The sequence below is a fragment of the Pseudomonas sp. P5_A2_2 genome, from assembly GCF_054177685.1.
Genome location: NZ_JBGCUL010000044.1, coordinates 1 through 14,709, shown reverse-complemented (window position 1 = coordinate 14,709; position 14,709 = coordinate 1). Strand labels below are relative to the sequence as shown.

Below are 14,709 nucleotides of genomic sequence, written 5' to 3'. Positions count from 1 at the left end.
TCATTGTTCCGCGCCGAAAGCCGCTGGGGGCTGTACCACCATCGCGTCGATCACCCGCAACGCAACGACCGCGACTGGYTCTGCCATTGCCACCTGAAGAAAGACCAAAACGGTTTGATGAGCAGTTTCAGGAAAGCCGTCGAGCCTTACATCATCCCGCTGGATGCCGACGAGATGCAGGCCTACGACCGGTTGCGGGTCGGTGCCGATGCGGCTTGATGCCGACAACAAAAGAGAGACCGAACATGGCTTACCAACCCCAGGAAATCTTCTTTCGCTCCAACGCACCCGTCACGGTCGATGAAGACAAATGCATCGCCCACAAAGGCTGCACCGTGTGCGTCGACGTTTGCCCGATGGACCTGCTGGCGATCAACCCGGCCACGCAAAAGGCCTACATGGCGTTCGACGAATGCTGGTACTGCATGCCCTGTGAAAAGGACTGTCCGACGGGCGCTGTGAAAGTCGAGATCCCGTACCTGCTGCGCTGAAACACAAATCAATGTAGGAGCGAGCCTGCTCGCGATGAAGCCAGCACAGGCGACATCTCCATTGACTGCAAGAACGCCATCGCGAGCAAGCTCGCTCCCACAGGGGATCGAGGCCAGTGGCAAATCTTGTGTACACCAAAAAAACTGGGGGATCGAGGGCAGACGCAAGTCCTGCATACACCAGAAAAACCTGTGGGAGCGAGCTTGCTCGCGATGAGGCCAGCCCGAACAACCCAAAACGCCATCCGGCACCACCGGACGCCTGATTCAAGACACCCCTCGTTTCCCACCACGCCCTGATCGTGGCGGAGACGAACATCCAATAAATGATTCGAGGGGAAACACTCATGATGTTGCGTGCAGCTCTGGCCGGTCTGGTACTGGCTTCATTCACCCTGTCGGCCTCGGCCGAAACCATCCGCATTGCCATCGGCACCCAGGACACCACCATCAATTGCGCCGCTGGCGGCCTGTTGATTCGTGAGTTGGGCCTGCTGGACAAATACCTGCCCCACGATGGCCCCTACAAAGACGCCCAATACGAGGTGCAGTGGAAAAACTTCACCAGCGGCGCCCCCCTGACCAACGAAATGGTGGCCGGCAAACTCGACTTCGGCRCCATGGCCGATTTCCCCGGCGCGTTCAACGGCGTGGCGTTCGAAACGGCGGGCAAGCACAGCCTGTTCATCAGCGTGCTGTCGGGCAGCATCAAGGGCAGCGGTAACGGCATCGTGGTGCCAAGCGCATCGGGCGTGCAGTCGCTGGCAGAGCTCAAGGGCAAGACCATTTCCGTGCCGTTCGCTTCCACCGCCCATGGCATGCTGCTGCGCGCCGTGGCGGCCCAGGGCTGGGACCCGCTCAAGGACGTGAACATCATCGCCCAGCCGCCGGAAGTCGCCGGCTCCGCGTTGCAGGCCGGCAAGATCGATGCTCACGCCGACTTTGTGCCCTTCGCCGAACTGTTCCCCAGCCGGGGTTTCGCCCGCAAGATTTATGACGGTTCCCAGGCCAGCGCGCCGACCTTCCACGGCGCGCTGGTCGATCAGGCCTATGCGAAAAAATACCCGGAAATCGTCGTCGCTTACCTGCGGGCGAGTATCGAAGCCAACCAGCTGCTGGTGGCTGAGCCGGAGAAATACAGCGAGTTGATCGCCAAGGTCACCGGGGTCGATGCCGAGGTCAATTACCTGTTCCATGGCCCCCTCGGTGTGCAGACCCGCGACCTGAGCTGGAAGCCGGAATACCGTCAGGCCGTGGGCACCGCCATCGATACCCTCAAGTTGTTGAAGAAGGCCGATCGCGGTCTGGATCTCAACACCTTCATCGACGACCAGTACATCCGCGCCGCCTTCAAGGCCTCGAACCTGGACTACAGCGCGCAGCTTGCGAATTACCAGCCGACACCGCTCAAGTCCGTTGATGCCGCCAGCGGCCAAGCCATCACCGACTTCAGTCACGTGGCGGAAATCTGGGTGCGCGGTGAGCCGAAAGTCCGCCAGTACGCCTCGGCGCAAGCGGCGTTTGCCGCGCTGGCCAGCCTCAAGCAGGAAGGCAAGAACATCCGCGCGGTGTACGCCCAGGCCAGCGACAGCGGGATCAAGTTGCTGGCGGATCAGGCGTGGTTTGCCACCGATGGGAAAGGACAACTGAGTGCGTTCCTGCTCAAAGGCCAGGCCCAACAGTTCGCCACGGCGAAGGGCGGCAAGGTCTTCGACTTCACTGATGCCACTGCCCAGGCTGTGGCTGTTCGCTAATCGTCGAAACACCACAGTCCCTGTGGGAGCGAGCTTGCTCGCGATAGCGGACTGACATTCAACATCGAGGTTGAATGTGATGACCTCATCGCGAGCAAGCTCGCTCCCACAGGATTCTCGGGTTGAGAGGAAAAATTGTGTACCGATCATATTCACGCTGGATTCCCAGAGCCGCATCCTTGCTGCTCTGTCTCGTATTCTGGCAACTCGCCGCCAGCCACCACTGGAACCTCGGTCTGGTGACCTTCGCCAACGTCCCGACACCTCTGGCGGTCATTGAAGCCGCCCTAGGCCTCGGCGACTCCGGCAAGCTCGCGCAGCACCTGGGCAGCAGCCTCGGCCGGGTGTTCGCCGGTTACCTCGCGGCGCTGATCATCGGCGTGGCTCTGGGCCTGGCCATCGGCCGCTCGAAATGGGCCGAAGATCTGTTGCTGCCACCCCTGGAAGTGCTGCGCCCGATCCCGGCCGTGGCTTGGATTCCCCTGGCGATCCTGATGTTTCCCTCCTCGGAACTGTCGATGGTGTTCATCACCTTCACCGGCGCACTGTTCCCGATCCTGCTCAACACCGTGCACGGTGTCGAAGGCGTCGACCCACGGCTGATCGCCTCGGCGAAAAGCCTGGGGGCAGGGCGCCGGGCCATCCTGCTGGAGGTCGTTCTTCCGGGGGCTGCGCCCAGCATCATCACCGGCCTGGCCATCGGCATGGGCACTTCGTGGTTCTGTCTGGTGACGGCGGAAATGATCTCCGGCCAATTCGGCATCGGCTACTACACCTGGGAGTCCTACACCATCCAGAACTACGCCGACATCGTGGTCGGCATGTTGCTGATCGGCGTGCTCGGGATGGGCAGCAGCCTGTTGATCAAGCGTCTGGGCGGACTGCTCACGCCCTGGCATCGACCACGAGGAAAAGCCTGATGAGTGTTTTTCAACACCTGCAAGGGCGTATCGATATTCGCGGGCTGTCAATCAGCCTGGGCGAGGGGCTCGAGGCTTTCGAAGCAGTGCAGGGCCTCGATTGCCAGATCGAGCCTGGGCAGTTCGTGTGCATTCTCGGGCCATCCGGTTGCGGAAAATCGACCTTGCTCGGCGCCCTGGCCGGCCACCTGCAACCGCGCACCGGTACGCTGGATGTCGATGGCGCAGCGGTGTCGGGCCCATCGCCTCAGCGCGGCATGGTGTTCCAGCAGCACACCCTGTTTCCGTGGCGCACGGTGCGCGACAACGTGGCGTTCGGCTTGAAAATGCAAGGCATCGACAAGGCCGAACGGCACAAGGCGGCGGATGAAATCCTCGCCCTGGTGGGCCTCGAAGGTTTTGCCGAGCGCTGGCCCGATCAACTCTCCGGCGGCATGCAGCAACGGGTGGAAATTGCCCGGGTGCTGGTCAACCGTCCGCGCCTGTTGCTGATGGACGAACCCTTCGGTGCCCTCGATGCCCTGACCCGGTTGAACATGCAGGAACTGCTGCTGGACATCTGGACGCGCATCCGCACCACAGTGGTGTTTGTCACCCATGACATCGACGAAGCGCTGTTCCTCGCAGATCGCCTGCTGGTCATGAGCTCGCGCCCCGGCCGAATCATCGAAGACCTGCGCCTGGACTTCCCCAGGCCGCGCAGCACCGAACTGGTAACCCGCCCTGAATTCTCGCACCTCAAGCGCCATTGCCTCGAACTCCTGCGGCACGAAGACGGTCGGCAACTGCCGCGCCTGAACCCGCTCGGACTTCCCCCTGAAAACAAACTGCCGCGATTTGCCCTATGACCTCACTATTCGATGTAACCGATAACGACGACATTCTTGCCCTGCAACCACGCCTGACCGACGAGGATGCCGGTGTACGCCGGATCGCGCTGATCGAACTGGCCGATCTCGAGGAGCCGGACGGCCTGCAGTGGTTAATCAATCGACTGGTCGAAGACCCGATTGCAGACGTTCGCGCCGAAGCCGCGCGCCTGCTGGAGGCCTGGGAGGACGCGCCCGTGGTCGAGGCGTTGTGCCAGGCCCTGACGGATCCATCCCCGGCGGTGCAGGCGGCCGCTGCGCAAAGCCTCAGCCTGCTCAAGAGTGAAGCGGCGGGCCGGGTCATTCTGCCGTGGACCGGGCACGCCGACAGCGGCGTACGCACCGCCGCGTTCAGGGCGTTGCGCGAGTTGCGTTGCCCCGATGCCGCCGATGCGGCGGCCCGGGCACTGATTGATGAAAGCGCCAGCGTGCGCCGCGAGGCGGTGGGCGTGCTCGGCTGGCTCAAGCAGCTTGATGCCTTGCCGGCACTGGCGCGGCTGGCCAGCGCTGACCCGGACACTGAAGTTCGGCGTGCCGCCACCGGGGCCTTGGGCCTGGCGTCTGACACGCAGGTGCTGCCGGCCCTGCGCCAGGCCTTGCGGGACGCTGCCTGGCAAGTCCGCGAAGAAGCCGCCACCACCCTGGGCAAGGTCGGCCACCCCGACGCCGGCCCGGCCCTGATCGACGCCCTGGGCGACGATTACTGGCAAGTGCGTCTGCGCGCCACCCGCAGCCTCGGTCGCTTGCGTTTTGTACCGGCGCTCGAAGCACTGATCGACACCCTCGGCCACCGCATCAGCAACCTGCGCAAGGAAGCCGCGTTGGCCCTCGGCGAATTGAACGACCCAGGGGCCATTGCGGCATTGCAGGACGCACAAGACGACGGCGACCCTGAAGTGCGCAAGGCCGTGCGCATTGCCTTGAGCCAACTGCAATGAACCCAATGGCGATTGGCAATTCCCGCAGCAAACAGCAATTGAGACTGAACTGGCCGGATGGTCGCGAGCAAGTGTTCGAACACGCCGAATTGCGCCGCCAGTGCCCGTGCTCGCAGTGCCGGGCGTTTCGGTTGCGGGGGATGGCGCCGATGGTGGATGAGCGGGTTCAGGTGATCGAATTGCACTCGCAGGGGTATGGTTTGCAACTGGTCTTCAGCGATGGGCATGAGCGGGGGATTTATCCGTGGGCCTACCTGGCACAACTCAACCCTGTAGGAGCGAGCCTGCTCGCGATAGCGGACTGACATTCAATATCGATGTTGACTGTGCTGGCCTTATCGCGAGCAGTCGAGCGTCGACCGGCTGCTCCTACATGGTCCTTGCCAGGAAAAAGCCAAAAGAGTACAAATGTACTCCATGACGACTCTGACTCCCCGCCGTACCGCCATCCTGACCTTTATCCGCGATCGCATCGCCGAGCACGGTCAGCCTCCGAGCCTCGCCGAGATCAGCGAGGCGTTCGGTTTCGCCTCCCGCAGCGTGGCGCGCAAGCATGTGCTGGCGCTGACCGAAGCCGGGTTTATCGAGGTCAACCCGAATCAGGCCCGGGGCATTCGCTTGCTCGGGCAGCTGCCGCGTCCCGAGTTGCTGGACATCCCGGTGCTCGGTCGGGTCGCGGCCGGTGCGCCGATTGGTGTCGATGCGCAAATCCATAGCCGCTTGCTGCTCGATCCGTCGATCTTCTCGCGGGTGCCGGACTACATGTTGCGGGTGCGCGGTGATTCGATGATCGAGGACGGCATTCTCGACGGCGACCTGGTTGGTGTGCACCGCAGCCCCGAGGCCGTTAATGGCCAGATCGTCGTGGCGCGGCTCGACGGCGAAGTCACCATCAAGCGCTTCGAACGGGTCGGCGATGTGGTTCGCTTGCTGCCACGCAACCCGGCCTACCAGCCGATCATTGTCGAGGCCGACCGGGACCTGGCCATCGAGGGTGTGTTCTGTGGCCTGGTGAGGCAAGGCTGATGGGTGCCGTCGTTGCGCTGGATACGCTGTTCAATGGCGGCCAGGTCTGGAAGGGCCGGCCTGCGCCACCGGCTGCCAGCCCGCAACCCACCGGGCATGCCGCGCTGGACGCCGCATTGCCCAGCGGTGGCTGGCCGGAGGCGGCGCTGACGGAGATCCTGTTGGCCGGGCAGGGCGTGGGCGAGCTGCAACTGGTGTGGCCGACGCTGGCACGGCTGTCGGCGGCGGGCGAGCGCATCGTGCTGGTGGCGCCGCCTTGTGTGCCGTACCCCCAGGCGTGGCAGGGCGCCGGGGTCGATCTGCGTYAGTTGTCGATCATCCAGGCCAGCGAGCGCGATGCGCTGTGGGCCGCGGAACAATGTCTGCGCTCGGGCAGTTGCGGCGCGGTGCTGTGCTGGCCGCACAAGGCTGATGACCGCGCCTTGCGCCGCTTGCAGGTGGCGGCGGAAACCGGCCAGACCCTGGCCTTCGCCTATCGTCCCCTCGGTGAAGCGATCAACCCTTCGCCGGCGGCCTTGCGCATTGCCATCGATGCCCGACCGGCACAACTGCGCGTGCTCAAGTGCCGCGGCGGCCTGGCCCGTTCGGCGCCGATTGCCTTCGCCGTGGGGCATTGAGGTTGCCATGCGCTGGGTCTGCATTGTTTTCCCGCAATTGGCGCTGGACGCGGTACTGCGTCAGCGCGCCGATCCCGATGAACCCCTGGCGTTGCTGACTGGCCCGGCCCAGCGCCGGGTGCTGCAGGCCGTCAACGGTGCGGCGCGGGCGCTGGGTTTGCGTCCCGGCCAGTCCATGGGCGCGGCACAGGCCTTGAGCAAAGGCTTTGTCACGGCTGAATACGACGCCGCTGAAATCGAACACTGGCAGCAGTTTCTCGCCGCCTGGGCCTATCGCTTCAGTTCCCAGGTCAGCGTGCATTACCCCCGGGCCGTGGTGTTCGAGATCGAATCCAGCCTCGGCCTGTTCGGCGCCTGGCCGCAATTCGAAGCGCTTCTGCGCCGTGAGCTCGGCGAACTGGGGTTTCGGCACCGCATCGTGGCCGCGCCCAACCCGGTGGCGGCGCGGGTGCTGGCCAACGCCTATGACGGTCTGGTGGTCCCGGACGATCAAGCCTTGCAGCATCACCTGGGGCAAATGCCCGTCGACCGGATCGGCCTCGAAGCCTCGGTCGCCACGGCCTTGTCGCGCATGGGCTTGCGCACCTTGAGCCAGGTGCAGGCGTTGCCCCGGCATAGCCTGGCCCGGCGTTTCGAGGCCCAGGTGCTCAAGCATCTGGATGCCCTGTTCGGTTCGCGGCGGCTGGCCCTGACGTTTTACCTGCCGCCGGACCGCTTCGATGTGCGTATCGAGCTCAATTTCGATGTGCAGTCCCATCAAGCCTTGCTGTTTCCGTTGCGCCGGTTGACCGGCGACCTGTCGGCGTTCCTCTGCGGTCGCGACAGCGGCGTACAGCGTTTCGACCTGCATCTGGAACACGCCGGGTTGCCGGACACACTCATCAAGGTTGGCCTGCTCAGCGCCGAGCGCGATCCGGCGATGCTCTTCGAGCTGGCCCGGGGGCGGCTGGAGCAAGTCCAGGTCGAGGCGCCGGTGCGCGGCTTTCGCCTGCGCGCCGAGGATTTGCCGACCTTCGTGCCCCAGCATCAGGAACTGTTCGACGACCGTCCGCAGCAGTCCTTGCCCTGGGAKCAACTGCGCGAACGCCTGCGTGCGCGGCTGGGGGATGACGCGGTGCATGGCCTGGGCTTCCAGGCCGACCACCGCCCCGAGTGTGCGTGGCAGGCCAGTGCCGACAGCCAGCCTTGCACGGTGCCGGCCGCGGTGAAACGGCCGGGATGGCTGCTGACTGAGCCGCTGGCCGTGCATCAGGGCTCGGCGCGCATCCTCATGGGGCCGGAGCGTATCGAGTCCGGCTGGTGGGACGGCGACGACGTGCGCCGTGACTATTACCTGATCGAAACCCGTGCCGGCCAACAGGGCTGGGCCTACCGGGCGGTCGGTGAGGACGGCCCGCTGTGGTTGCAGGGCTGGTTCGCATGAGCATCGACTATGCCGAATTGCACTGCCTGTCGAACTTCAGCTTCCAGCGCGGTGCCTCCAGTGCCCTGGAGCTGTTCCAGCGCGCGAAAAAGCAGGGTTATCAAGCCCTGGCGATCACCGACGAATGCACCCTGGCGGGCATCGTTCGGGCCTGGCAAGCAGCGAAGTCCGTGGAGTTGCCGCTGATCGTCGGCAGTGAAATACGCATCGAGAACGGTCCGAAACTGGTGCTGCTGGTGGAGAGCCTCGAGGGCTATCAGGGGCTGTGCCGATTGATTACCCGCGCCCGGCGTCGCACGCAGAAAGGCCAGTATCAGGTGCTGCGCGAGGACTTCAGCGAACCCTTGCCGGGGCTGTTGGCGTTGTGGGTGCCGGACGCTGTCGATGCCTTTGCACAGGGCCACTGGCTCAGGCAGGTCTTCGCCGAGTGCCTGTGGCTGGCCGTGCAGTTGCATCGCGGTCAGGACGATGCCCGGCGCCTGGACGATCTGCTGACCCTGGCCAGGGAGTTGTGTATTCCTGCGGTCGCTTGCGGCGATGTGCACATGCACGTGCGCGGCCGGCGCGCCTTGCAGGACACCATGACCGCGATCCGCCATCACCTGCCGGTGGCCGATGCCGGGTTGCGCCTGCATCCCAACGGCGAACGCCATTTGCGCAGCCTCGACGTGCTGCAGGCACTTTATCCGCCAGCCTCGCTGGCAGAAACGCTGAACATCGCCCGGCGCTGCACCTTTGATCTGGGCCAGTTGCGTTACCAGTACCCCCGCGAACTGGTGCCGCAAGGGCACTCGGCCACCTCGTGGCTGCGTCATTTGACCGAGGAGGGCATCGAGTGGCGCTGGCCAAAAGGGCCGAAAAGCGAAGTGCTGGTGCAGATCGACAAGGAGCTGCAACTGATCGCGGAGCTGGGCTATGAAAGCTATTTTCTGACGGTCCACGACATCGTCCGCTTCGCCCGCCAGCAACAGATTCTTTGTCAGGGTCGTGGTTCTGCCGCCAACTCGGCAGTGTGCTTCGCCCTGGGGATCACTGAAATCGATCCGGATCGCACCACGTTGCTGTTCGAGCGCTTTCTGTCCAAAGAACGCAACGAGCCGCCGGACATCGACGTCGATTTCGAGCATGAACGCCGCGAAGAAGTCTTGCAGTACGTGTTCCAGCGTTATGGCCGGGCCCGCGCCGCGCTGACGGCGGTAGTCAGCACTTACCATGCGGCCGGCGCGGTGCGTGATGTGGCCAAGGCCTTGGGCTTGCCGCCGGACCAGATCAACGCCCTGGCCGATTGCTGCGGTCACTGGAGCGATGAGACACCACCCGTGGAGCGTCTGCGCGAGGGCGGGTTCGACCCCGAGAGCCCGATGCTGCACCGGGTGCTGAGCCTGACAGGGCAATTGATCGGCTTCCCCCGGCATTTGTCCCAGCACCCTGGCGGTTTCGTGATTTCCGAGCAGCCGCTGGACAGTCTGGTGCCGGTGGAAAATGCCGCCATGGCCGAGCGCACCATCATCCAGTGGGACAAGGATGACCTCGATGCGGTCGGTTTGCTCAAGGTCGATATCCTGGCGCTGGGCATGCTCAGTGCGATTCGCCGATGTTTCGATCTGCTGCGCCGGCACCGGGGCCTGGACTTGAGTCTGGCGACCATCCCGTCCGAAGATGCGGCCACCTACGAAATGATCGGTCGGGCCGACACCATCGGCGTGTTCCAGATCGAGTCCCGGGCGCAGATGTCGATGCTGCCCAGGCTCAGGCCGAAGACGTTTTACGATCTGGTGATCGAGGTCGCCATCGTTCGGCCGGGGCCGATCCAGGGCGGCATGGTGCATCCGTACCTGCGGCGACGGAACAAGGAAGAACCGGAGGCCTATCCGTCGCCGGAACTGGAAGTGGTGCTCAAGCGCACCCTCGGTGTGCCGCTGTTTCAGGAACAGGTCATGCAGATCGCCATCGTCGCCGCCGACTACAGCCCCGGCGAGGCCGACCAGCTACGTCGCTCCATGGCCGCGTGGAAACGCCACGGCGGGCTCGAACCGCACAAGGAAAGGCTGGCCGCCGGGATGAAGAAAAACGGCTACACCGCCGAGTTCGCCGCGCAGATCTTCGAGCAGATCAAGGGCTTTGGCAGCTACGGTTTTCCCGAGTCCCACGCGGCCAGTTTTGCTTTACTGACTTACGCCAGTTGCTGGTTGAAATGCCACGAGCCGGCGGCCTTCGCCTGTGCGCTGATCAACAGCTGGCCAATGGGGTTCTACAGCCCGGACCAGATTCTGCAGGATGTTCGGCGTCATCATTTGCAGGTTCGTCCGGTGGACGTGCGCGCCAGCGATTGGGATTGCAGCCTGGAACCGATCAGCGCTGCGCAACCGGCGATTCGCCTGGGCCTGCGCATGATCAAGGGCTTTCGCGAGGACGATGCCCGACGCATCGAGGCGGCCCGCTCCAAAGGCGCGTTTGCCGACATCGCCGACCTGGGCGAACGGGCGCGACTCGATGCCCGCGCCCAGGAGCAACTGGCCGATGCCGGTGCGCTGCGCGGGCTGGCCGGTGACCGGCATCGGGCGCGCTGGGAAGTGGCCGGGGTACAAAAGCAGCTGGGTTTGTTTGCCGGCCTGCCGAGCCAGGAGGAGGACGTGGTGACGTTGCCCAAGCCCACCGTGGGCGAGGACCTGCAAGCCGATTACGCCAGTGTCGGCACCACCCTGGGGCCGCATCCGTTGGCCCTGTTACGCGCTGAGTTGAAGGCGCGGCGCTGCCGCAGTTCGAAGGAGTTGCTGGACGTCGAGCACGGTCGGCCAGTCAGCGTTGCCGGGCTGGTCACCGGCCGACAACGMCCGGCCACCGCCAGCGGCGTGACGTTCGTCACCCTTGAAGATGAGTTCGGCAACGTCAATGTGGTGGTCTGGCGTGACCTGGCCGAGCGGCAGCGCCAGGTGTTGGTCGGCTCGCAATTGCTCAAGGTCGATGGGCGTTGGGAGAAAGAGGGCGAGGTGCGGCATCTGATTGCCGGGCGGTTGAGTGATCTGAGTGCGTTGCTGGATGGGATCAGCGTGCGCAGCCGGGATTTTCACTGACACATACATTCCCCCTGTAGGAGCGAGCTTGCTCGCGATGGACTTGAGAGCGCCGCGTTCAATCAGAAAGCCCGCGTTATCGTTATCCACCATCGCGAGCAGGCTCGCTCCTACAGGGTTGTGTCATTGCGTGCTACTTGGCCAGCGGCCAAAACCGCTCCCCACCCCCCGGCGCATCCGTCCAGGCCTGCAACGACCGCGTCGGCAAGTCGAAGTAATCCCGCGTGCGCGCATAGCCATGCCCGCCCATGCGTCCGATCGCATCCAGCCCCAGTTGATCGATGTACAGGGTTTTCGGGTCGATCAGTTCGTCACGCACATGGGCCATCAGCACTTCACCAAAAATGATCTCCCGGGATTGGCCGATGGACAGCGCCATCATCCGTCGGCACTCCAGCGCCACCGGGGCTTCGCCGATGCGCGGGCATTTGACCGTGGTGCCGGGGATGGCAGTGAGGCCGGCAGCGGTCAATTCGTCGAAGCCGGGGGCGAAGGGCACGGCGCAGACGTTCATGGCTTCCACCAGGGCATCGCTGACGATGTTCACGGTGAATTCCTGGTTGAGCTGAATGTTGCGGGTGGTGTCCTTGGGGCTTTGGTCGCCGTAGTTTTCCACGCCCAGGGCGAGGATGGGCGGATCGGCCGACAGCGCATTGAAAAAGCTGAACGGCGCCGCATTGATCCGGCCTTCGCCGTCGACGGTGGTGACCAGGGCGATCGGCCGCGGCACGACGCTGCCGATCAGAATTTTGTATTTGTCCCGCGGGCTCAATTGGCTGAAGTCGAAGCTTTGCATGGGCAGAAATCTCTAGAGAAGTGGATCAATCGCGCTCAGTGGCGAATGTGCGCTGTAGTTGTCGGCGAACGGGATGGCTGGCTGGAACAGGCTTTTCCAGTCCGGCTGGCCAAAGGCCCGGTCGCTGTGGCTGCGCATCAGTTTTTCGAATTGGCGTTGGGCCTGGCGTTGCAGGGCGGGGAAGTCGATGCCCTCGACCTGGCCGTCGTGCATCACGCAGCGGCCGTCGATATAGCTGGCGATGCAGTCGTCGCCACGTCCGGCCAGCACAAGGTTTTTCAGCGGATCGAATAGTGGCCCCAAGTGCATGCCGCGCAGGTTGAACACGGTGATGTCGGCCTTGCACCCCGGCGCCAGCCGACCGAGATCGTCGCGGCCCAACGCCTTGGCGCCGCCGAGGGTCGCGGCGTTGTACAGGTCCAGCGTGCTGGTCAGGTCGTTACCGCCCTCCATAAGGCGGGCGATGTTCAAGCCCTGGCGCATGTTGTCCAGCAAGTCCGCCGGCCAGGTGTCGGTGCCCAGGGCGAAGTTGATGCCCTTGGCCCGATAGCGGCCAAACGAATTCAGTGCCTCGCCGTCCCGGGCAAACACCACCGGGCAATGCACCAGGCTCGCGCCGCCATCGATCACCAGTTGCAGGTCGTCATCGCCTCGGGTGTAGATACCGTGGGGCAGCAGGCTGCGCGGGTTCAACAGCCCAAGCTGCTGCAACCAGCCCAGTGGCGAGGTGCCGCGCAGTTGCTCGACCATTGCCACTTCACCGAGGCCCTGGCAGCAGTGCAAGCGCATCGGTGCGTTCAGCTCCCGACTCAGCGCAGCGGTGCGCTGCAGCAGCGCCGGCGTGCAGGTCTGGATACGATCGGGCAGCAGCGCGCCGCGAGTCAGGCCGTTGTGCGCGCCATCGAAATCCTGGAAAAACCGTTCGGCGGCATCGAGGCCGGCCATGCCCCGGACTTCGTCCCAGTGGTGCGCCAGGGCTCCATCGGTGCGCCAGTAACTCATGCCACTCATGTAGCAGGGACCGAGGTAAGTACGCAGCCCCAACTCGGCCGTCACTGCGGCCACCGCCGCAAGCTCGTCATAGGTCTCGGCCCACTCGCGGTAATACATCGAGGTGATCGGCATGGCCGTGGTGATGCCGTTGCGGATCAGTTGCGTGAAGGCGTAGCGGTATTTGAAGACTTCTTCTTCGGGGCTGTAACTTTCCCGCGATCCACGCGCCAGATACTCCGCCGACCACATCCGGCCCATGGCGCGCTCGTCGCCGTTGTCCAGGGTCAACACGGTGGAGTCGAGATCGCCGAGGGCATCCAGATCGATGAAGCCGGGGCCGATCAGCGCATTACCGTAATCAACCCACTGATCTACCGGCCCCGGATAACCGCGCCCGACAAACTCGATGCGTGAGCCTGCGAACACCACTTCGCCGTCGCGCCAAAGCACATGCTGCGTGCCGTCGAAGCCGACCACGCAACTGGCCCGCAAACCGATGCGCTTCACAGACGGCTGTCCAGCAAACGGCCGCCTGCAGCAATCAATCGACCCGCACGATAGACCTGACGCAATGGCCGCGAAACCACGGCTTCGCCCAGCGTTTGCACCGGCATCAGCAGGAAGTCCGCCAGTTGGCCGATTTCCAGGCGGTTGGCTTCGCACCCCAGCGCCTGGGCGCCGTTGACGGTTGCCGCCGCGAACGCCGCCGCCAGTTCTTCGTCCTTGCTCAGGTCGAAACGAAACGCCAGCAGCATTGCACGCTCGAGCATGTCGCCGTTGCCCATGGGCGACCAGGCATCACGAATGCCGTCCGAGCCCAGGCACAGATTCACCCCGGTTTCGCGCAAGGCCAGGAACGGTGGCACCGCACAATCGGCCGGGGCCGAACTCATCAGCGAAATACCCAGCGTCGCCAGGCGCTCGGCCATCGGTTTGACCTGGCTCCACGGCAACATCCCCAGGCAATACGCGTGGCTGATCATCACCCGGCCCTGGCGGCCGTAGCGCTCTGTGTAGTCGGCGATCAGGGCGATCTGCCACAGGCCCAGCTCACCCTTGTCGTGCAGGTGAATGTCGACGCCACGGTCGAACTCGCTGGCCAGTTTGAACACGAAATCCAGTTGCGCGACAGGGTCGTTGTCGATGCCGCACGGGTCCAGGCCGCCGACGTTCTCCACGCCCAGGGCCATGGCTTCGCGCATCAGTTCGGCGGTGCCGGGGCGACTGATCAGGCCGGTCTGCGGGAACACCACCAGTTGCAGGTCGATCAGGTCGCGGTAGTTTTCGCGCAGTTGCTGCATGGCCTCGACATGGCGCAGGCCGAATTCCGGGTCKATGTCGACGTGGCAACGCATGGTCAGCGAGCCACGGGCGATGCAGTTTTCCAGCAGGGCACCGGCTCGTTGCGCAATCGGTGTTGTGACTTCGCGCAGGATGCGCCGTTCGTTGGTGATGTAGTCCTTGAGGGTCGGGCCAGCGCTGTTGGGGCGCCAGGGTTGGCCCCAGAGGGTCTTGTCCAGGTGCACGTGGCTTTCCACCAGGGCGGGGGTGAGCAGTTGGTTCTGGCCGTCGATGTCGGTGACCAGCAGCTCGGTGGTCGAGGCCGGGCGGCGTTGGCTGAAGCGACCGTTTTCGATCAGCAGGTCTTCGGCGGGGGCGCCGTAGGGGCGCACATTGCGCAGCCAGCGGGGTTGGGTCATACAAACCTCAAATTCAGTGTTGTGTGAGAGGGCCTCATCGCGAGCAGGCTCGCTCCYACAGTGGATCTTGGTCTACGACACAAACCCTGTAGGAGCGAGCCTGCTCGC

13 protein-coding genes and 1 pseudogene are annotated in these 14,709 nt (G+C 64.2%); 11 read left to right on the top strand and 3 right to left on the bottom strand.

What is annotated here, in order from left to right; genetic code table 11:
• From ACXRVY_RS06520 to ACXRVY_RS06470, 11 genes and pseudogenes are all read left to right on the top strand, one after another.
• Positions 1-219, top strand: a pseudogene (locus tag ACXRVY_RS06520) (fumarate reductase/succinate dehydrogenase flavoprotein subunit); the annotation flags it as partial.
• Between the two features lie 26 nt (positions 220-245).
• Positions 246-491, top strand: coding sequence for a 4Fe-4S dicluster domain-containing protein (locus tag ACXRVY_RS06515; RefSeq protein ID WP_003180418.1), 246 nt, complete (start codon positions 246-248; stop codon positions 489-491).
• A gap of 347 nt (positions 492-838) precedes the next feature.
• The gene (locus ACXRVY_RS06510) at positions 839-2,245 is read left to right on the top strand and encodes an ABC transporter substrate-binding protein (protein WP_458237134.1); all 1,407 of its coding nucleotides are present in this window, start codon (positions 839-841) and stop codon (positions 2,243-2,245) included.
• Positions 2,246-2,382: 137 nt separating this feature from the next.
• A complete protein-coding gene (locus tag ACXRVY_RS06505; RefSeq protein ID WP_223462837.1) occupies positions 2,383-3,165 on the top strand; it encodes an ABC transporter permease in 783 nt (260 codons plus the stop codon).
• Entirely contained in the window at positions 3,165-4,013 is an 849-nt protein-coding gene (locus ACXRVY_RS06500; protein ID WP_223462838.1) for an ABC transporter ATP-binding protein, read from the top strand. Before ACXRVY_RS06505 ends, ACXRVY_RS06500 begins: the two co-directional genes overlap by 1 nt.
• On the top strand, positions 4,010-4,972 hold the full coding sequence (locus ACXRVY_RS06495; protein ID WP_223462839.1) for a HEAT repeat domain-containing protein: 963 nt from the start codon (positions 4,010-4,012) through the stop codon (positions 4,970-4,972). Before ACXRVY_RS06500 ends, ACXRVY_RS06495 begins: the two co-directional genes overlap by 4 nt.
• The gene (locus ACXRVY_RS06490) at positions 4,969-5,277 is read left to right on the top strand and encodes a DUF971 domain-containing protein (protein WP_223462840.1); all 309 of its coding nucleotides are present in this window, start codon (positions 4,969-4,971) and stop codon (positions 5,275-5,277) included. The genes ACXRVY_RS06495 and ACXRVY_RS06490 overlap by 4 nt, the downstream gene beginning before the upstream one ends.
• A gap of 103 nt (positions 5,278-5,380) precedes the next feature.
• Positions 5,381-5,998 (top strand): transcriptional repressor LexA, encoded by a 618-nt coding sequence (lexA, locus tag ACXRVY_RS06485; RefSeq protein WP_223462841.1) that lies wholly within the window; start codon positions 5,381-5,383, stop codon positions 5,996-5,998.
• Positions 5,998-6,615, top strand: coding sequence for a translesion DNA synthesis-associated protein ImuA (gene imuA / locus ACXRVY_RS06480; protein WP_458237133.1), 618 nt, complete (start codon positions 5,998-6,000; stop codon positions 6,613-6,615). Before lexA ends, imuA begins: the two co-directional genes overlap by 1 nt.
• 7 nt (positions 6,616-6,622) lie before the next feature.
• Entirely contained in the window at positions 6,623-8,038 is a 1,416-nt protein-coding gene (locus tag ACXRVY_RS06475; RefSeq protein ID WP_458237132.1) for a Y-family DNA polymerase, read from the top strand.
• Positions 8,014-11,112: an error-prone DNA polymerase gene (locus ACXRVY_RS06470; protein WP_457266265.1), complete on the top strand. Its 3,099-nt coding sequence runs from the start codon at positions 8,014-8,016 to the stop codon at positions 11,110-11,112. Before ACXRVY_RS06475 ends, ACXRVY_RS06470 begins: the two co-directional genes overlap by 25 nt.
• A 133-nt stretch (positions 11,113-11,245) precedes the next feature.
• On the opposite strand, the gene ACXRVY_RS06465 is transcribed toward ACXRVY_RS06470, so the two are convergent.
• From ACXRVY_RS06465 to ACXRVY_RS06455, 3 genes are read right to left on the bottom strand one after another with little or no spacing between them, the layout of a single operon-like run.
• Positions 11,246-11,908, bottom strand: a complete 663-nt coding sequence (locus tag ACXRVY_RS06465) for a flavin reductase family protein (RefSeq protein WP_150673375.1) — start codon at positions 11,906-11,908, stop codon at positions 11,246-11,248.
• A gap of 12 nt (positions 11,909-11,920) precedes the next feature.
• Positions 11,921-13,408, bottom strand: coding sequence for an amidohydrolase family protein (locus ACXRVY_RS06460; protein WP_457266264.1), 1,488 nt, complete (start codon positions 13,406-13,408; stop codon positions 11,921-11,923).
• Positions 13,405-14,601, bottom strand: coding sequence for an amidohydrolase family protein (locus tag ACXRVY_RS06455; protein ID WP_223462846.1), 1,197 nt, complete (start codon positions 14,599-14,601; stop codon positions 13,405-13,407). The genes ACXRVY_RS06460 and ACXRVY_RS06455 overlap by 4 nt, the downstream gene beginning before the upstream one ends.
• Between the last annotated feature and the right edge of the window lie 108 nt (positions 14,602-14,709).